The 16,869-nt window shown below is 62.2% G+C and carries 20 protein-coding genes; 12 read left to right on the forward strand and 8 right to left on the reverse strand.

Annotated elements, in window-relative coordinates; all coding sequences use genetic code 11:
- Nucleotides 1–185 precede the first annotated feature (185 nt).
- Nucleotides 186–749, forward strand: a complete 564-nt coding sequence (locus tag J5M72_RS24800; protein ID WP_207867470.1) for a GNAT family N-acetyltransferase — start codon at nucleotides 186–188, stop codon at nucleotides 747–749.
- Nucleotides 750–801: 52 nt separating this feature from the next.
- On the opposite strand, the gene J5M72_RS24805 is transcribed toward J5M72_RS24800, so the two are convergent.
- The 4 genes from J5M72_RS24805 to J5M72_RS24820 all read right to left on the reverse strand — a co-directional run bounded on the left by J5M72_RS24805 (nucleotide 802) and on the right by J5M72_RS24820 (nucleotide 4,427).
- Nucleotides 802–1,725, reverse strand: coding sequence for a universal stress protein (locus J5M72_RS24805; RefSeq protein WP_207867472.1), 924 nt, complete (start codon nucleotides 1,723–1,725; stop codon nucleotides 802–804).
- A 126-nt stretch (nucleotides 1,726–1,851) separates the two neighbouring features.
- Entirely contained in the window at nucleotides 1,852–3,090 is a 1,239-nt protein-coding gene (locus J5M72_RS24810) for a DUF4010 domain-containing protein (protein WP_207867474.1), read from the reverse strand.
- 30 nt (nucleotides 3,091–3,120) lie between these two features.
- Nucleotides 3,121–3,330: a hypothetical protein gene (locus tag J5M72_RS24815; RefSeq protein ID WP_207867476.1), complete on the reverse strand. Its 210-nt coding sequence runs from the start codon at nucleotides 3,328–3,330 to the stop codon at nucleotides 3,121–3,123.
- Nucleotides 3,331–3,353: 23 nt separating this feature from the next.
- On the reverse strand, nucleotides 3,354–4,427 hold the full coding sequence (locus tag J5M72_RS24820) for an NAD(P)-dependent alcohol dehydrogenase (RefSeq protein ID WP_207867478.1): 1,074 nt from the start codon (nucleotides 4,425–4,427) through the stop codon (nucleotides 3,354–3,356).
- 271 nt (nucleotides 4,428–4,698) lie between these two features.
- On the opposite strand from J5M72_RS24820, the gene J5M72_RS24825 reads away from it, so the two are divergent.
- Both J5M72_RS24825 and J5M72_RS24830 read left to right on the forward strand, forming a co-directional pair.
- Nucleotides 4,699–5,625, forward strand: coding sequence for a universal stress protein (locus tag J5M72_RS24825; RefSeq protein WP_207867480.1), 927 nt, complete (start codon nucleotides 4,699–4,701; stop codon nucleotides 5,623–5,625).
- A gap of 283 nt (nucleotides 5,626–5,908) precedes the next feature.
- Nucleotides 5,909–6,328: an organic hydroperoxide resistance protein gene (locus J5M72_RS24830; RefSeq protein WP_085709867.1), complete on the forward strand. Its 420-nt coding sequence runs from the start codon at nucleotides 5,909–5,911 to the stop codon at nucleotides 6,326–6,328.
- A gap of 13 nt (nucleotides 6,329–6,341) precedes the next feature.
- Here J5M72_RS24830 and J5M72_RS24835 read toward each other — a convergent pair whose 3' ends face one another.
- Nucleotides 6,342–7,772, reverse strand: coding sequence for an amino acid permease (locus J5M72_RS24835; protein ID WP_207867483.1), 1,431 nt, complete (start codon nucleotides 7,770–7,772; stop codon nucleotides 6,342–6,344).
- A 272-nt stretch (nucleotides 7,773–8,044) separates the two neighbouring features.
- Between J5M72_RS24835 and J5M72_RS24840 the strand changes: the two genes are divergently transcribed.
- Nucleotides 8,045–8,206, forward strand: a complete 162-nt coding sequence (locus tag J5M72_RS24840; RefSeq protein WP_207867485.1) for a hypothetical protein — start codon at nucleotides 8,045–8,047, stop codon at nucleotides 8,204–8,206.
- Between the two features lie 99 nt (nucleotides 8,207–8,305).
- Here J5M72_RS24840 and J5M72_RS24845 read toward each other — a convergent pair whose 3' ends face one another.
- Both J5M72_RS24845 and J5M72_RS24850 read right to left on the reverse strand, forming a co-directional pair.
- The gene (locus J5M72_RS24845; RefSeq protein ID WP_207867488.1) at nucleotides 8,306–8,731 is read right to left on the reverse strand and encodes a cupin domain-containing protein; all 426 of its coding nucleotides are present in this window, start codon (nucleotides 8,729–8,731) and stop codon (nucleotides 8,306–8,308) included.
- 122 nt (nucleotides 8,732–8,853) lie between these two features.
- The gene (locus J5M72_RS24850) at nucleotides 8,854–9,750 is read right to left on the reverse strand and encodes a transcriptional regulator GcvA (RefSeq protein ID WP_207867490.1); all 897 of its coding nucleotides are present in this window, start codon (nucleotides 9,748–9,750) and stop codon (nucleotides 8,854–8,856) included.
- 107 nt (nucleotides 9,751–9,857) lie between these two features.
- Between J5M72_RS24850 and gstA the strand changes: the two genes are divergently transcribed.
- From gstA to J5M72_RS24865, 3 genes are all read left to right on the forward strand, one after another.
- Nucleotides 9,858–10,469 carry a glutathione transferase GstA gene (gstA, locus tag J5M72_RS24855; protein ID WP_207867492.1) on the forward strand — a complete coding sequence of 204 codons (612 nt, stop codon included), beginning with the start codon at nucleotides 9,858–9,860 and terminating at the stop codon, nucleotides 10,467–10,469.
- 146 nt (nucleotides 10,470–10,615) lie between these two features.
- Nucleotides 10,616–11,212, forward strand: a complete 597-nt coding sequence (locus tag J5M72_RS24860) for a paraquat-inducible protein A (protein ID WP_169430116.1) — start codon at nucleotides 10,616–10,618, stop codon at nucleotides 11,210–11,212.
- Complete coding sequence (locus tag J5M72_RS24865) at nucleotides 11,209–11,880, forward strand: paraquat-inducible protein A (protein WP_169430115.1); 672 nt, start codon at nucleotides 11,209–11,211, stop codon at nucleotides 11,878–11,880. Before J5M72_RS24860 ends, J5M72_RS24865 begins: the two co-directional genes overlap by 4 nt.
- Before the next feature lie 10 nt (nucleotides 11,881–11,890).
- On the opposite strand, the gene J5M72_RS24870 is transcribed toward J5M72_RS24865, so the two are convergent.
- The gene (locus J5M72_RS24870; RefSeq protein WP_207867494.1) at nucleotides 11,891–12,640 is read right to left on the reverse strand and encodes a glucose 1-dehydrogenase; all 750 of its coding nucleotides are present in this window, start codon (nucleotides 12,638–12,640) and stop codon (nucleotides 11,891–11,893) included.
- Between the two features lie 165 nt (nucleotides 12,641–12,805).
- Between J5M72_RS24870 and J5M72_RS24875 the strand changes: the two genes are divergently transcribed.
- The 5 genes from J5M72_RS24875 to J5M72_RS24895 form a co-directional block, all read left to right on the forward strand.
- Nucleotides 12,806–13,702 (forward strand): LysR family transcriptional regulator, encoded by an 897-nt coding sequence (locus J5M72_RS24875; RefSeq protein WP_085709857.1) that lies wholly within the window; start codon nucleotides 12,806–12,808, stop codon nucleotides 13,700–13,702.
- Nucleotides 13,703–13,802: 100 nt separating this feature from the next.
- Nucleotides 13,803–14,663, forward strand: coding sequence for a putative selenate ABC transporter substrate-binding protein (locus J5M72_RS24880; RefSeq protein ID WP_169430113.1), 861 nt, complete (start codon nucleotides 13,803–13,805; stop codon nucleotides 14,661–14,663).
- Nucleotides 14,660–15,457 carry an ATP-binding cassette domain-containing protein gene (locus J5M72_RS24885; protein WP_207867497.1) on the forward strand — a complete coding sequence of 266 codons (798 nt, stop codon included), beginning with the start codon at nucleotides 14,660–14,662 and terminating at the stop codon, nucleotides 15,455–15,457. Before J5M72_RS24880 ends, J5M72_RS24885 begins: the two co-directional genes overlap by 4 nt.
- On the forward strand, nucleotides 15,451–16,278 hold the full coding sequence (locus J5M72_RS24890) for an ABC transporter permease (protein WP_169430111.1): 828 nt from the start codon (nucleotides 15,451–15,453) through the stop codon (nucleotides 16,276–16,278). Before J5M72_RS24885 ends, J5M72_RS24890 begins: the two co-directional genes overlap by 7 nt.
- A partial coding sequence (locus J5M72_RS24895) for an ABC transporter permease subunit (RefSeq protein WP_207867499.1) occupies nucleotides 16,275–16,869 on the forward strand: 595 nt, incomplete at its 3' end. The genes J5M72_RS24890 and J5M72_RS24895, both read left to right, overlap by 4 nt.

Below are 16,869 nucleotides of genomic sequence, written 5' to 3' on the forward strand. Positions count from 1 at the left end.
GCCAAGACTGCGCCTGCCATGCCCATGGCCGGGTTGATTTACATCAGAAAGGCGCAAATCAGCGCCACACATCGACGGTCTCTGATCCAGATCAGATTCCGGTCGCGCCAGCGGCGTAGAAAGGACTCAACCGCGAGGTGCATCACCCCGCGCCAACCTGAGAAAAGCGCCAGGAGGACCACCCCATGCTCACTGTCAAAGACCACAACGAACGCGCTGCTGCGGCCTATGCCGCGGTGTCCGGGCAATACTGGATCGAAGCACTCAAGGATGGTCGCCACATTCTGATCCGCCCATTGGCGCAAAAGGATCGCGAGCGCGAATACGCCTTCATCAAGCGGCTCTCTCCCGAGTCACGGCACATGCGTTTTCTCGCGCAGATCAACGAGCCGGGCAAGGCGATGCTCGACCAGTTGATGGACACCGATAACAAAAAGCGCATGGCTTACATCGCTCTGGTGCACGAAAACGGCCAACTCATCGAAATCGGCGTCAGCCGCTATGCCGCCACTGACGAACACGAATGTGAATGCGCCGTGACCGTCGCCGATGAATGGCAGCACCTGGGGCTGGGGACCTTGTTGATGGAACACCTGATCAAGGCTGCCCGCCGCAACGGTTTCCATCGGATGTATTCGGTGGACGCGTCCAGCAATGCACCCATGCGCGACCTGGCCAGAGAGCTGGGTTTCGAGACGCACCATGACCGCGAAAGCAGCAGTCAGGTGATCCATAGTCTCCACCTGTAAAAAATCACCCCGCGATGTTCAGGCCAACGGTTCATCGCGGGGTGATCCAGCTTCAGCTCTGCGACTGCCCGCCCGGCTTGATCGCAAACACACTGCAGGGTGCGCGATGCAGGAGTTGCTCGGCGGTCGTGCCCAATAACTTGTTCAAGCCATTGTGCTGCACGGTGCCCATGACGATCACGTCCGTGTCATGTTGGCTGGCGAACTCGCAAATGTTCGGCACTGGCGCGCCCTCGATGAAATGGCGCCGCTGCACCTCAACCCCGTGACGCTCCGCCAGCGCGGCGAAGGCTTCATGTTGAGCCGTACCCAAGGATTCATAGAGCCCGATCGCCAGGGGCAAGGCGCCCACACCCATGTCCGTTGCGTACACCGCAGTCCAGTCATACACATGGACCAGATCCAGGTCGGCGCCACACTGTTCGGCCAGCTTCACCGCCGCATCGATGATCTGATCGTTGAACACCAGATCCTGCTCCTCGCTGCGCAGCACATCGACGATGACCATGATATGGCGCGGTCGAGGGTGGCGGTCATTGGTCACCAGATGCACCGGCACCGGACAATCGCGCAGCAACTGCCAGTCCAGCGGGGTGAAGAACACGCGCTTGAGGGCCGACTCTTCCTGCGCATCCTTGATGATCAGCGCCAACGACTGTTCATGGACGAAATGCAGGATTTCCTCATAAGGGCGCTGCACCCAGAGCACTTCGCTGGTGACCTCGATACCATGCTTGCCCAAGTGTGCAGCCTGCTCCGCGAGCCAATCGCGATGGCGCTGCAGATAACTTTCCCGGGCCACGCTGATTTCTTCGGCAGCAAACAGCCCCGCCACCGCCAGCGCCTGCAAGTAATCGAACGCGACAATATGCAACGGCAACTGCATGACCTGTGCCAGTGCGCCGGCGCGTTCGAACGCCGGTGTGCGCGTCATGGCGGGGGGAGCGACCAACAATAAACGCTGAGTCTGTGACATGGGACACCTCGGCATACAGCCATCTGAAAGAACACCGGTACAGATTGAGCCATGCAGCCGCAAGCCATTTGATCTTTGTCAGCTTTGGCTGTTCTGCCGGGCAAACCCGTAGATTCCAGACACGCTTCAATGCAGCAAGGTGCCCGCCCACATGGCCAGCGTCAGCAAAAGCTGTCCGGGAATGACATACGCAGCAAACCGCCGGCCGCCGCTGACCCAGGCCACCAGGCACTTGCTCAACGAATTGCTGCTGAAGGCAATCAGCGCCGGCGGGACGATGGCATCGACGGGCAACAGCCCCGCCCTGGCCAGAGACGCGATGGACGCGATGGACGAATGCGCGTCGGCAAAACCGCTGAAGGCTGCGGTCAGCATCACCCCGACCTGGCCAAGGTAGTTGAGCATTACCGATGAAACGAGCGTGATGGCGGTCATGGTCAACGTCACGACCACGGCGAGCCTGAGATTGAACGCCCCCCCGCCCTCAAGGGGTTCCTCGGCACCTCCTTGCGACCCGGGAAACATCAGGCATGCGCCATACAACGCGGTGGTCGCCAGCCCGCAGCCCAGCGGTACCCACAGGCTGCGCAACAGCGAGGGGTCCACGGTACCGACAATCAGCGCCATCTGAATCACCGTGGCCAGGTTGGACACGATGGCGGCCGCCGCGAAGGTTCGCACCTGCCCGGGCGCCCTGGCGACGCGCTGCCCCATGGACGCGATGGTGACGGTACTGGAAACAAAACCGGAGGCAATGGCACTGATGGCATAGCCATAACGACTGCCCAGAATTCGCACGGCGATGTGCCCGATGGCCCCCACCAGCATCAGCAATACCGTCAGTGTGCAGAGGGTCCGCAGGTTGATCGCGTGATAAGGCCCGATGTAGCGATCCGGCGCCAGCGGCAGGATGACCAGTGCCGCCACCAGCAGGACCAGACCGTCGCGCATTTCGGTCTCGGTCAACTGGCTGTTGGCAAAGTCATGCAGTTTTTCCCGGTACGCCAGCAACCCCGCCACCACCACGCCTGTCGCCACCGCCAACCCTGTAGCAGAACCGCACCAGGCGCCGAGCAGCAATACCGTGAGCAAAGCCACTTCGCTGGTGACGCCCGGGTCGTCGCTCAGGCTTCGCCAATACGCCACGGTGATCAGCGCGGTCAGGCCGAGCGCCACAATCCCCAGCAGCAACGCGCCACCGACCTGCATCGCCACATACCCCAGCAACGCGGTGATGGCGAAAGTCCGCATGCCTGCAAAATCGCGGGTACTGTCGGTACCTTTGTGCCGCTCGCGCTCCAGTCCGATGAGCATACCGATGCCCAGCGCGGCCGCCGCGCCCGCCAGGTCGAGGGATTCATTCACGCTCTGCCCGCCTCTGTTGGCCGCTACCAGTCAACGCTTGCCGCCAACGGCCATGCGGCGTCCATCGGGTCGCCAGCCTTGCACCGCCGGCTGCGGCCAGGGGTGCGGTGCGTCGATCCGGGCCTGGAGCTGGTCGACGAATGCCCGGGCCTGCTCCAGGCTGTTGAAGCGCACTTGCAGCCGATCCATGTGCACGATCCAGCCATCGGGGCTGCGTCTCTGGATAATCTCGATTTTCATGGACGTCTCCGCAAACCGGACATTCAAGGCGTGATCGCGACTTTCATCACGCCGTCGCGCTGATGGGCAAACAGCTCATAGGCGGCCTCGATGTCGTCGAGTTTGAAACGATGTGTGACCAGCGGCGACAGATCCACCGCCCCGCTCTGCACCACCGCCATCAACCGGCGCATGCGTTCCTTGCCGCCCGGACACAGGGTGGACACGATGCTGTAATCGCCAAGGCCGGCGGCAAAGGCGTCGAGCGGAATGCGCAGGTCGCTGGAATACACCCCGAGGCTGGACAACCGCCCGCCGGGCCGCAGCACCCGCAACGCCGATTCGAAAGTGCCCTGGGTACCCAGGGCCTCGATGGACACATCGACGCCACGCCCGTCGGTCAGCGCCATGATCTGCTCGACCACGTTGCCGTCCTTGAAGTTGATCACGTCGGTTGCCCCCAGCCGACGAGCGACATCCATTCGCTGCGGCACGGCGTCAACGCCAATGATTCGCGGAGCGCCCTTGAGGCGCGCGCCTGCCACGGCGCACAGGCCGATAGGCCCCAGCGCGAACACCGCGACGGTATCGCCAATATTGATCTCGCCGCGCTCGGCCCCGGAAAATCCGGTGGACATGATGTCCGGGCACATCAGCACCTGCTCGTCCGTCAGGCCCTCGGGAATCGGACACAGATTGGCCAGCGCGTCCGGCACCCGCACGTACTCGGCCTGGCAGCCGTCAAGCGTGTTGCCGAACTTCCAGCCGCCGATGGCCTTGAAGCCGTGCCGGGTGTCCGGGCCGTCCTGGGAGCCGCAGCCGCACAGGCAGGCGTAACTTTGCCCACTCGGCGTGATTGCCCCGGCAATCACCCGTTGCCCTTCGACGAAACCGCGCACCTGCGAACCCAGCCGCTCGATGATGCCCACCGGTTCATGGCCGATCGTCAGCCCTTTGGCCACGGGGTACTCACCGCGCAGGATATGCACGTCGGTGCCGCAGATGGTCGTGGTGGTGATGCGGATCAGAGCGTCCAGCGGGCCGACCTCGGGGATCGGCTTGTCTTCGAGCACGATACGGTTCTTTTCAACGAAAACTGCAGCTTTCATGGTCGCCATGGTCGATCCTCCGGGCCAGCCGTGAACGTGGGGTCAGCATTGAAAGCAGACTGCGCCCGAGGGACACGGCAAAGATTGATAATGGTCAACAATCGGTGGATCAGTCCGCCCCTGACCGCCGATCCGGCCAGATCGGCGGCCACTCATCGGGTTGACAAAAATCAAGGCCCTCCCCACCAGCGTCGGCAGGATAGGCACTAAGCGGTACAGCCCGAGTGCGCGGTCGCTCTCGAGTCCAGACGTTCCTGCATTTGCCTACGGGAGATCTGCCATGTCTGAGCAATCACGCTTCATGCTCGTCGTCTCACCCCTGATGGAAAACAGCCCGGCGTTCGACCGTGCGGCGGCATTGGCCAAAGCCGCGGACGCCGCGCTGCACATCGTGGCATTCGATTATCTGGAGGGCCTGGCAACTGCCGGTCTGGTCAATGAACAGGCGCTGGAACAGATGCGCGTGGGCTATGTCGAGCGGCATCGGCAATGGCTGGAGGATCAGGCCCGCCCTTTACGCAAACTCGGCGTGCACGTGACGACGGAAGTCGTGTGGGTGGAAAACGCGCTTAAGGAGATCCTCATTCACCTCAAGGAGCAGCCGATGGCGGCCATGATCAAGGCGCTGGAGCACGAATCAGCGTTGTCGCGCCTGATGTTCACCCCCCTTGACGTCCATCTGCTGCGCGAATGCCCGGTGCCGCTGCACTTCGTCAGCCACGTACTGCACGCTCTGCCGCGGCGTATCGTCGCGGCGGTCGATCCGTTCCATCGCGATGACCGCTATGTGGGGCTCAATGACCGGATTCTGCGCGAAGCGGCCAAACTGGCGAGCATCTGCAACGCTCAACTCGATGCGATCTACGCCCACGACCTGTCCTCGATAGGCGCAGCAGAATTCGGCTTCGATAACGCCTCGGCGTTCTTTTCCTCGAATGCCGCCAAAAAGCTGTTCGATGCCCAGGGTGAGGCCTTCCGTGATCTGGCTGAACGCAATGACATTCCCGCCGAGAATCAACACATGATCCTCGGCGACCCGGCCAAGGTGCTGTCCAGTTATGCCGATGCGTACGACGTCGATCTCATCGTCATGGGTCGTGTGGCCCACCGGGGAATCGGCCGGCTGGTCGGCAGCACCGTCGAGCACCTGCTCTACAAAATGCCATGCAGCGTGTGGGTGGTAGCCCCGGAAAGCCAGGAGGGCTGAGCCCTCGCCGTTGCACGCAGTGCAGTCCTCAACGTTCGGGACTGCACTGCGGCCCGGACGCCCGCAGTCGTACATGGTTGGGACATGCCGCTCAATGCGATCAACCCACGCGTGTGCGTCGGAATTCTGCTGACGCTCTCTCAGCGATCAGGCTGAACTGCATTGCTACACAGCGATACATAACCCCCCGTTGCACGACACATCCCCGGTACATGCCAATGCAAAAGTGTGGGCCATCGGAACCTTACCTCCGACTCCACCACTCACACAGGCAGGCATTCTCATGATCAATCAAATCGACACCGTGCTGTACACCGGCAAGACCCGCACCACCGGCGGACGCGATGGCGCCTCGCGCAGTTCCGACGGCAACCTGGACGTCAAACTGTCGCCACCTGGCTCCAATGGCAGCGGCACCAACCCGGAGCAACTGCTGGCAGCCGGCTGGTCGGCCTGCTTCATCGGCGCCATGGGCAAGGCGGCAGCTGCGCTGAAGATCAGGCTGCCGGCCGACGTGGCGGTGGAAACCGAAATCGATCTGGGCAAGACCGGCGACGCGTTTTTCCTGCAGGCACGCTTGAATGTCAGCCTGCCGGGGCTGGAACCTTCGGTCGCCCAGTCGCTGGTGGAGGCCGCGCACCAGACCTGCCCTTACTCCAAGGCCACTCGCGGCAACATCGATGTGACCCTGCGCCTGATCTGAATCCCGATCCTCCCTATACGCCCGAGGCACTGCCTCGGGCGTTTTGTTTGACTGGGACAGAAGAACTCGCCTGCCCATGCTGACGCGTGGTCACCAGCCCGATAAAGGAAATCGCCAGCGCCAGGCCAATGGTCGAAGTTACTTCCAGACGATGCTCCGGCGTCAGCATCATCACCGCGAGGGCGGCACAGATGAAGGCCATCACCAGATACGTGAGCCACGGAAACAGCCACATGCGCAAGGTCAGCTCGACATTCTGCCGAAGCAGCATCCGGCGCATACGCAGTTGAGAAACCGCGATCACCAGGTACACCAGCAGCGCAATGGCCCCGGAACTGGCGAGCAGGAATTGAAACAGGCCGGCGGGCATGAAGTAGCTGAGCAGTGTCACCCCGGCGCCGATGACGCTGCTGGCAATCACCGCCGCCCTCGGCACGCCTGCGCCGGAAGTCACTTTCAAGGCCTGCGGTGCATCGCCGCGAAGCCCCAGTGAAAACAGCATGCGCGAAGCGATATAGATCGACGAGTTCATGCAACTGGCCACGGCGATCAACACCACCACATCGACCATGAATTTGGCGTGGGGAACGTTCATCAGTTCCAGTGCGCGCTGATAGGAACCGACGGACGCCAAAAGCGGATCGTTCCACGGCACCACGGAAATCACCACGAAGATCGACAGCAGATAAAACACGCCGATGCGCCAGATCACCGAACGCGTGGCTTTGGCGATGTTCTGTGCCGGGTTGTCCGATTCGGCAGCGGCGATGGTCACCGCCTCGGTGCCGATGAAACTGAACATGATGGTGATGAACGCGCCGACCACCGCCGACAAACCATTGGGAGCGAACCCGCCATGTTCCTCCATCAAGCGGCTGAGGCCGCTGACTTCACGCTCGGGAATCCAGCCCATCAGCACGGCAAAACCTACACCGATGAAACCGATGATCGCCACGACCTTGGCCATGGCGAACCAGAATTCGAACTCGCCGTATTTGGCGACACTGAACAGGTTGGTGATCACCAGCAGGATGATCGACACCAGCGCAAACAACCACGTATCGACGTGGGGAAACCACTGATTCAAGACATGCCCGGCGGCCAGCGCCTCGATGGGAATGACCAGTACCCAGAACCACCAGTAGAGCCAGCCGATGGTGAAGCCGGCCCAGCGACCGATGGCCAGATCGGCATAGGTGGAAAACGATCCGGTGTCCGGTCGGGCCACCGCCATTTCCCCCAGCATGCGCATGACCAGCACCACCAGCAGGCCGGAAAACAGATACGCCAACAAAACCGCCGGCCCCGCCGCTGCGATGGCGTGTCCGGAACCCACGAACAACCCCGCGCCGATGATTCCCGCAATTGACAACATGGTCACGTGGCGAGGCTTGAATCCCTGCGCCAACTGACCGCTCGATTCCTTCGAATTCAGGCTGTTCATTGTTTTCTTGTTCTCTGATGGACGCTTCACCTTACGTGGCTGAAGTTGAACGCAAATAGCTCGTGTGCGGCATGCCGATGCCTGATTTCGACATGCCCGGTTGACCGTCAGCGAGAAAAACGAGCCTTAGAACTGCTCACGAACGCGGAGCCGATCCCGGGCCTCCCGTAGCACAATCGAAGCGACCGAGGATGAACATACGTTCACCAAAAACATCGTCGGATGCGTCTAGTCTGGGGTTTCCAACATAGTGACTACAGGAGTAACCCACCATGTTCTCGCACGAAAGCATCCCGCTGATCATCCTCTTCATCATCCTGCTGCTGGGCGTGCTGACGGCCGTTCTGCATCCGGTGCATGCGTTTTTCAGTTGGCGCAAGAGGCGCAAGCAAAGGGCATCTGCCGGGGTTGTGAAAGAGGTGGATGTGCGCTGAAGTTCTTTCAGTCTGAGTCGGGCGGCATCGGCCTGCATTGAATCCGCCGACAGCAAAAAAAGCCTGCCACATTGGCAGGCCTTTTCAGTATCCCGGGGGTTATTGCTTGAGGATCAGCAACGGCTCGCCCTTCTTGACGATGTAAGTCGCCAGTTCCGAGCCCTTGTCGTTGCCAACGTTTTTCGCGATATGCGCCACGCCCTCAGGGATGAACAGCGAGTCTCCCGCCTTGAGCGTCACCGGTGCCCGGCCTTCGAGCTGGTATTCGAAGGTGCCGCTGATCACATAGGCGACTTCAACGCCCGGGTGCGCATGCCGGGGCGAAGTGATGCCCGGTTCGAAATCGACCCGGGCCTGAATCACTTCGCGATCGGCAGCGCCCAGATCCTGATGGACCAGATCCGTGCGGCTCAGGCCTTGTTGCCAGCTCTTCGCAGGGGCGGCGGATGGGGTGTCAGCGGCGTGTGCGAGACCGGTCATTGAAACCAGTACGGCGGCTGCGGTCATCAGGAGTGTGCGGCGCATGGTGTTGCCCTCTCGGAAGTAGTGAAGTGACGCCTCTACTTTGAAGAGGGCATGTACCGGGAATGTGTCCCGATACCGGCGCTTGTTAGCTCACTGTGTACGAGGGCGGGATTGATACACGCTCATACAACTCTCACCACCTGCGACAGCCATTGCCTGAAGGCGACGATCTTTTTCGAACCGGCGTTTTCATGGGGCGTGACGAAGTAGAAACCCGAGTCGGACTTGAGCCGCAAATCAAACGGCGCCACCAGCCTCCCCGCGCGCAAATCGTCCTCAACGTAGGTCGAACGACCGATGCACACGCCCTGCCCGTCAATCGCCGACTGCACCGCCATCATCGCCAGGTCGAAGGTCAAGCGTGGGCCTTTGGCCGGGAGCGGCGGCTGGCCTGCCGCGTGCAGCCAGTCGCTCCAGTCGTTGGCGGTCTGGCCGCTGACTTGCAGCAAGGTGTGTCGGGTCAGATCGGCCGGTGTCTTGATCGGGTTCGGACCACTGAGCAAGCGCGGGCTGCACACCGGAAAGATCTCGTCGGACATCAACCAGTCCGCCCGCAACCCCGGCCATTCGCCGGTGCCGTAGCGAATCGCCGCATCGATACCGCCCTTGCGAAAGTCCACGAGTTCGGTGGACGCGCTGATCCGCACATCGATCTCGGGATGCGCCTCGCGAAACGACGGCAGACGCGGCAACAACCATTTGGACGCCACCGAAACCAGCGTACTGATCGTCAGGACACTTTGGTTGTTGGCCTCCAGCAAACGCTCGGTTGAATGCCGCAGTTCCAGAAACGCCGAACGAATCCCGGGAAAGTACGCATTGCCCTCATCGGTCAGCGCCAGCCCATCCTTCAAACGCATGAACAGGCGCACGCCAAGTTCTTCTTCGAGGCGACGGATCTGATGGCTGATTGCGGTTTGGGTGACATTCAACTCTTCAGCAGCGCGGGTGAAGCTCATGTGGCGGGCCGCGCATTCGAAGGCTCGCAATCCGTTGAGCGACGGCAGTCGGGTGAGCATAGGGCCTCTTCAATCCATGAGATTTTGTCATACGCTAGCACCGCAGATGTCCTTTGCGAAGCGCCGCCACAATGCCGGATTCTGGGCTCTCATTTGAAGGAGATCCCATGAAACTGTACTTCGCCCCCATGACCTGCTCGCTGGCCCCGCACATTGTGCTGCGAGAACTGGCGCTGCCGTTCGAACTGATCCGGGTCAACAACCAGACCAAGCGCACCGCCGACGGCCGGGACTTTCACGAGATCAATCCGAAAGGCTACGTGGCGGCGCTGATGCTCGATAACGGCGAGGTACTGACCGAAGGCCCGGCCATTTTGCAGTACCTCGCCGACCTTTTGCCCGGTCAAACGCTGGCCCCGGCCAATGGCACCTGGGAGCGCTCGCGTTTGCAGGAATACCTGAATTTCATCAGTTCGGAAATTCATGGGGGCAGCGCACCGCTGTTCAGCCGCGAAATCCCGGAATCCACCAAAACGATCTTCAAACACAAACTCTTCAAACGACTGGATTACCTGAACCGCCTCCTCACAACGCAACCGTATCTGATGCCGGCGTTCGGCGTCGCGGATGCCTATCTGTTCACGGTGTTGAAGTGGTTGCCGACGTTCAGCATCGCCGTCGAAGACTGGCCAGCGCTGGCGAACTACATGACGCGCATCGCCGAGCGGCCCGGTGTGAAGGCAGCGATAGCGGAAGAGGAAGCCACGCAACCGGTCTGAACGCCCGGTTGCGTGGTCGCTGTCCGGGGCCAGATTCGGCGCGGTGCAGCGGCAGATCAAAGGTGCATTTCGGAATGTGACAGTTGTCGGATGCCCCAACGCGCCTATATTGAAGAAGGTTCAGCCCTCCTTCCCTCGAGCGCCCCATGGCCACGACTGATCACCTGATCATCTGCGAGCATTGCGATTGCGTGTACGAAAAAGCCACGCTCGCCCGCTACCAGAAATCCCTCTGCGCTCGCTGTGGCGGCGTGCTCCAGCGCCACAACAACCTGAGCGTGGAGCAACGTCTGGCCCTGAGTTTCACTGCCGCCATGCTATGGCTGTTCGCCAATTTCTACCCGGTGATGAGCATCAGCATGAAGGGCCTGAAAAACAGCGCGACCCTGTGGGATTCGGTGCTGGCCCTGAGTCAGGGGCCGATTACTTTCATGGCCATGGTCGCGGCGATCTCGATCATCATCGCCCCGGCCTTTCAATTGGTTTTGCTCATCTGGGTATTGAGCTTCGCCCTCGCCTCGCGCCGCTGCCCGGCCTTCAAAGTGTGCATGCGCTGGCTGGAAACGTTACGGCCGTGGAGCATGCTTGAGGTTTGCCTGCTCGGCGCCATGGTCGCGGTGTTCAAACTGGCGGGCATGCTCGATGTGATCCCCGGCATCGGCCTGTTCGCCCTCGCTGTATTGAGCCTGTTGCTGATCCGCATTGCCGGGCGCGACATACGTGATTTGTGGGACATCCTGTGAAACGACCACCGACCGCCAGCGAACTCAATCTCTGCCTGTGCCACAGCTGCGGATTGGCCTGCGACATGACCGACGAACCGCACCAATGCCCACGCTGCGACGCACCGCTGCACCGGCGCAAGACCAACTCGCTGGCCCGCACCTGGGCCTACATGTTCGCCGCCCTGGCGCTTTACGTACCGGCGAATCTGCTGCCGGTAATGAACACCACCCTGCTCGGCAACGGCGCCGACAGCACCATCATGAGTGGCGTGCTGGAGTTCTGGGACCACGGCGCGTGGGACATTGCGCTGATCATCTTCATCGCCAGCATTGCGGTGCCGGGAGTGAAATTCGTCGCGTTGACGCTGCTGCTGGTCACCGTGCAACGGGACAGTCACTGGGCGCGCCGGGAACGTTCGAAGCTGTATCGATTCGTCGAGCTGATCGGCTATTGGTCAATGCTCGACGTGCTGGTGGTCGCGCTGGTGGCGGCGCTGGTGAAGTTCCAGGCGCTGGGAGATATCGAGCCGCGACCGGGAATTCTGTTTTTCGGCCTGGTGGTGGTATTCACCATGCTCTCGGCCATGAGCTTCGATCCGCGCCTGATCTGGGACAAGGCACCGGCCGAAGAAACGGATGAAACAGACGAGCCCCGGCACTCGAATGAACAAGTGCCGGGGCATTGACTGACGCCAGTCAGATCTGCGCGGTGCCGCCGTCGACGAACAATTCGATGCCGTTGACGAAGCTGCTGTCATCCGAAGCGAGGAACAACGCTGCCTTGGCAATCTCGCTCGGCTCCCCCAGACGCCCGATCGGCACCACCGACGCCAACTGGTCGAACAGCCCCTGAGCGTGCTCCGCCGGCACCAGCCCTGCCAGACCTGGCGTGCGCACCGGACCGGGGCTGATGGCGTTGACGCGGATGCGCCGAGGTTTCAGGTCCAGCAGCCACGAGCGGGCGAAGTTGCGCACGGCGGCTTTACTCGCGCTGTAGACACTGAAGTTTTCCGTGCCCTGCACCGAAGTGGTCGATGAGGTCAGCAGGATCGATGCGCCATCGCGCAGCAGCGGCAGTGCCTTTTGCACCGTGAACAACGTGCCTTTCACGTTGGCGCCGAAAATCCGGTCGAAGTGCTCTTCGGTAATCGAACCCAGCGGCAGCATGTCGCCGCCACCGGCATTGGCGAACAGGATGTCGAGGTGGCCGGCCTTCTCGGCGATTTCGCGGTAGATGCGATCCAGATCGTCCAGTTTTGCCACGTCGCCCTGAATACCGATGGCCCGTGGGCCGATGGCGGCGACGGCTTTGTCCAGCTCGGCCTGACGCCGGCCGGTGATGAACACCGTGGCGCCCTGGGCGACGAATTCCTGCGCCGAGGCCAGGCCGATGCCGGTGGTGCCGCCAGTGATCAGGGCGATTTTGCCTTCAAGTCTGTTGCTCATGATGAATCTCCAGTAACTGTTTCAAGGAAGGTGACGGGTCGCAGGTGAGCCGTTGGAAGCGACTTTAGGCCGATGGATTGATTTGAAAAATCCGCAAAATCGGTTTTGTTTGTACACAGACATGCACAATACTCAGCCCTGTCTTCGATCCATGAGTGCAGCCTGATGAATCAATTACTGGCGATCCGCGTCTTTGCCCGCGTCGTGGAAAGCGGCTCGTTCACTAAAGCCGCCGACTCGTTGAACCAGCCGAAAACCACGGTCAGCAAACTGATCGGGCAACTGGAAAGTCATCTCGGCGTGCGCTTGCTGCAACGCACCACCCGGCGCCTGACCGTGACGGCCGACGGCGCTTCCTACTACCAATTGACCCAGCAACTGCTGCATCAACTGGACGACATCGATCAGGGTTTCAGCCAGGCCCAGGGTCTGCCGCGTGGCAGGATTCGCGTGGACATCGGCGGCTCCACCGCGACCATGCTGGTGATTCCCGAACTGCCGAAGTTCTTCGAGCGCTACCCGGACATTCAGGTCGATCTGGGCGTCAGCGACCGCCCGGTGGACTTGATCAGCGAGCGCGTCGACTGCGTGATTCGCGGCGGCCCGCTGACCGAACAGGCCCTCGCCGTGCGCCGCCTCGGCGAAGTGTCCTGGACCACCTGCGCCACGCCCGATTATTTGCAGCGCCACGGCACGCCGATGCACCCGCTGGAGCTGGCCCGACATCAGATGATCGCTTACCGCTCGGCCTCCACCGGGCGTATCCTGCCGTCGAACTTCCAGCGCAACGGCGAACGCCATCAGATCGAAGGCAAAGGCCTGGTCAGCGTCAACGAAAGCAACGCGCATCTGGCGGCCGGTCTGGCGGGGCTGGGGATCATTCACACATTCAGCTACACAGTCAGGGCGGCCATCGAACGCGGCGAACTGGTGCCGATCCTCACCGACTGGCGTCCGCCGGCGTACCCGTTCCACCTGCTGTATCCGCCGAACCGGCACCTGAGCAACCGCGTGCGGGTGTTCATCGACTGGCTGGTGGAGCGCTTCGCGCAGGTGGACTGAGCCTCGCTGTCGCGCCGATTCGTCTAACCTGACGTTGCAGCCGACGACGTTTTTCCGCAGGCTACGCACCGATCCTGACGCCCATGAAACGGAGATTCCCATGCTCAAACGCACCCTGGCACTGACTGCCGGTCTGGCCCTGTCCTTTTCCACCCTGCTGGCCCAGGCCGCCGACGTGTTGAAAGTCAGCGCGATTCCCGACGAGGCCCCGACCGAACTGCTGCGCAAGTTCGAACCGCTGGGGGCTTATCTGGAGCAGCAATTGGGCATGAAGGTGCAGTTCGTTCCCGTGGCCGATTACCCGGCGGTGGTCGAAGCGCTGGCCACCGACCGCCTCGACATGGCATGGCTGGGCGGTTTCACCTTCGTCCAGGCACGGCTGAAAACCGATGCCACCACTCCGGTTATCCCGCTGGTGCAGCGTGAGCAGGACGCGCAATTCACCAGCAAATTCATCACCGCCGACCCGAACGTGAAAAGCCTCGCCGACCTCAAGGGCAAGACCTTCGCCTTTGGCTCCGTGTCGTCCACCTCCGGCAGCCTGATGCCGCGCTACTTCATGCTCAAGGACGGCATCAAACCGGAAACCTATTTCAGCCGCGTCGGCTACTCCGGTGCCCACGACGCCACCGTTGCCTGGGTCCAGGCCGGCAAGGTCGATGCCGGTGTGCTGAACGCCAGCGTCTGGCAGAAACTGGTGGACGCCGGCAAGGTCGACACCAACAAGGTCAAGGTCTTCGCCACCACCCCGGCCTACTTCGATTACAACTGGACCGTGCGCGGCACCCTCGACCCGGCGCTGGCGGCGAAAATCAAAAAAGCCTTCCTCGCCCTCGACCCGGCCAACCCCGAGCAGAAGAAAATCCTCGACCTGCAAGCTGCCAGCCGCTTCATCGAAACCAGCCCGGACAACTACAAAGGCATCGAGGAAGCCGCCCGCGCCGCCGAACTGCTGAAATGACCCTGAGCCTCAAGCAAGTCTTTCTGCACCACGCCAACGGCGTCGAAGCCCTGCGTGGTGTGGATTTGCAGATCAACAGCGGCGAGCAGGTGGCGATCATCGGCCCGTCCGGCGCCGGCAAGTCCAGCCTGCTCAACCTGCTGGCCACCGCGATTCGGCCCAGCAGCGGCGACATCGAAGTGCTGGGCCAGCGGGCCTGGCACTTGTCCGCCCGCCAGCGCCAACGCCTGCGCGCAAAAATCGGCCTGGTGCATCAGGCACCGCCCCTGCCGCCCCGGCAACGGGTGGTGACGGCGGTGCTGGCCGGCAAACTCGGGCAATGGAGCCTGGGCAAAAGCCTCGTCAATCTGCTGCATCCGCTGGACATCCCCGGCGCCCACGCCGCTCTGGCTCGGCTGGATCTGGCAGAAAAACTCTTCAGCCAATGCCAGCAACTGTCCGGCGGCCAATTGCAGCGGGTCGGCATCGCTCGCGTGCTGTATCAGGCGCCGGAGGTGTTGCTGGCCGATGAACCGGTGTCGGCCATGGACCCGGTCCTCGCCGGGCACACCCTGACGGTCCTGTCGCGCCACGCCCGGGAGCACAACGTCACGCTGGTGGCGAGCCTGCACGCCGTGGAACTGGCACTCGCCCACTTCCCGCGCATCATCGGTTTGCGCGAGGGGCAGATCCTGTTCGATTGCCCGTCCGATCAAGTCAGCCACGACATGCTCGACACCCTGTACGCCAACGAACAACTGCAATCCCCGGCACCGGCCATGACGCCACTGATTGTGCAGATTCCACGATGCTGACCGCCGACACCCGCGACCCCGCCGCGCTGCCACGGTTGCTGCTGACACTGCTGGCGATTGCCTTGCTGTGGCCGGGCATTCAGCTCAGCGAACTCGACCTCGGCGTATTGCTGCACGCCGACAGCCAGAGCGAAATGGGCCGCTTCGTCTCGACCTTCTGGCCGCCGGCCCATGACCGGGACTTTCTGCAACTGCTGCTCAAGGCCACCCTGCAAACCCTGGCCATCGCCACGGCCGGCATGGCGTTGGCGCTGGTATTGGCGGTACCGGCCGGCCTGCTCGCCAGCCGCGCCTTGTCGTTGTCCGCCGCTTCCCACGGTGGCCGCCCGAGCCTGTTGGGCCGGCTGCTGCGCTGGCCGGTGCGCGGATTGCTGATCTTCCTGCGCAGCGTGCCGGAAATCGTCTGGGCGCTGCTGTTCGTGCGCGCCGTCGGCCTCGGCCCGGCGGCGGGCGTGCTGGCGATCGCCATCACCTACAGCGGCATGCTCGGCAAGGTCTACGCGGAAATCTTCGAATCCACCGACCAACGCCCGGCCCACGCCTTGCTCCAGGCCGGCAGCGGACGCCTCGCGAGCTTCGCCTACGGCGTACTGCCTAACGTCGCGGCGGAACTGCTCTCCTACACCGTGTACCGCTGGGAATGCGCCATCCGCGCCTCAGTGGTGATGGGCTTCGTCGGCGCCGGCGGCCTCGGCCAACAGATCGACCTGTCGATCCGCATGTTCGCCGGAGGCGAAGTCGCCAGCATGCTCCTGACCTTCCTGCTGCTCGTCCTCGGCGCCGACCAACTCAGCCGCCTGCTGCGCTGGAGGCTGACATGAAGCGCCTGATCAACCCGCTGCTGATTCTCGCCATCATCGCCGCTGTCATCGCCTCATTCGCCTACCTGGGCCTCGACCTGGAAGAACTCGGCAGCGCCACCAGCCTGAAACAAATGGGCTCGTATGTGGGCCGCTTCCTGAGCCCTGACTTCAGCGCCGGTTACCTCAACGCCATCCTCCACGGCGCCATGGAAACCCTGGCCATGTCCGCCCTCGGCACCCTCCTCGCCGCGGTCCTGGGACTGTTATTGGCACTCCCCGCCGCCGGCCGCTTCGGCTGGTTTTTTCAGAGCGCCGCCCGCTTGCTGCTCAACGGTTTGCGTGCCATCCCCGAACTCGTCTGGGCCGCCCTCATGGTCTTCGCCGCCGGCCTCGGGCCCAATGCCGGCACCCTAGCCCTCGCCCTGCACACCACGGGCGTACTGGGGCGCTTGTTTGCGGAAGCGCTGGAAAACACGCCACCGGAACCGGCGGAGGCGCTTCGGTTGCAAGGGGGGAATCCGGTTTTGGCGTTTTGTTACGGGACGCTGCCGAACCTGGCGCCGCAGTTGCTCGCGTATTGTTTGTATCGGTGGGAGAACAATATTCGGA

The organism is Pseudomonas sp. 58(2021) (genome assembly GCF_017491585.1).
In the GTDB taxonomy this organism is placed as follows: domain Bacteria; phylum Pseudomonadota; class Gammaproteobacteria; order Pseudomonadales; family Pseudomonadaceae; genus Aquipseudomonas; species Aquipseudomonas fluorescens_BT.

Bases quoted from the DNA above. Each gene is read 5' to 3' on its own strand.
- J5M72_RS24830 (WP_085709867.1), top strand. From the start codon at position 5,909: ATGATCAATCAAATCGACACCGTGCTGTACACCGGCAAGACCCGCACC.
- J5M72_RS24805 (WP_207867472.1), bottom strand. From the start codon at position 1,725: ATGTCACAGACTCAGCGTTTATTGTTGGTCGCTCCCCCCGCCATGACG.
- J5M72_RS24800 (WP_207867470.1), top strand. From the start codon at position 186: ATGCTCACTGTCAAAGACCACAACGAACGCGCTGCTGCGGCCTATGCC.
- J5M72_RS24875 (WP_085709857.1), top strand. From the start codon at position 12,806: ATGAATCAATTACTGGCGATCCGCGTCTTTGCCCGCGTCGTGGAAAGC.
- J5M72_RS24835 (WP_207867483.1), bottom strand. From the start codon at position 7,772: ATGAACAGCCTGAATTCGAAGGAATCGAGCGGTCAGTTGGCGCAGGGA.
- J5M72_RS24850 (WP_207867490.1), bottom strand. From the start codon at position 9,750: ATGCTCACCCGACTGCCGTCGCTCAACGGATTGCGAGCCTTCGAATGC.
- J5M72_RS24880 (WP_169430113.1), top strand. From the start codon at position 13,803: ATGCTCAAACGCACCCTGGCACTGACTGCCGGTCTGGCCCTGTCCTTT.
- gstA (WP_207867492.1), top strand. From the start codon at position 9,858: ATGAAACTGTACTTCGCCCCCATGACCTGCTCGCTGGCCCCGCACATT.
- J5M72_RS24890 (WP_169430111.1), top strand. From the start codon at position 15,451: ATGCTGACCGCCGACACCCGCGACCCCGCCGCGCTGCCACGGTTGCTG.
- J5M72_RS24825 (WP_207867480.1), top strand. From the start codon at position 4,699: ATGTCTGAGCAATCACGCTTCATGCTCGTCGTCTCACCCCTGATGGAA.
- J5M72_RS24845 (WP_207867488.1), bottom strand. From the start codon at position 8,731: ATGCGCCGCACACTCCTGATGACCGCAGCCGCCGTACTGGTTTCAATG.
- J5M72_RS24820 (WP_207867478.1), bottom strand. From the start codon at position 4,427: ATGGCGACCATGAAAGCTGCAGTTTTCGTTGAAAAGAACCGTATCGTG.
- J5M72_RS24870 (WP_207867494.1), bottom strand. From the start codon at position 12,640: ATGAGCAACAGACTTGAAGGCAAAATCGCCCTGATCACTGGCGGCACC.
- J5M72_RS24840 (WP_207867485.1), top strand. From the start codon at position 8,045: ATGTTCTCGCACGAAAGCATCCCGCTGATCATCCTCTTCATCATCCTG.
- J5M72_RS24860 (WP_169430116.1), top strand. From the start codon at position 10,616: ATGGCCACGACTGATCACCTGATCATCTGCGAGCATTGCGATTGCGTG.
- J5M72_RS24885 (WP_207867497.1), top strand. From the start codon at position 14,660: ATGACCCTGAGCCTCAAGCAAGTCTTTCTGCACCACGCCAACGGCGTC.
- J5M72_RS24815 (WP_207867476.1), bottom strand. From the start codon at position 3,330: ATGAAAATCGAGATTATCCAGAGACGCAGCCCCGATGGCTGGATCGTG.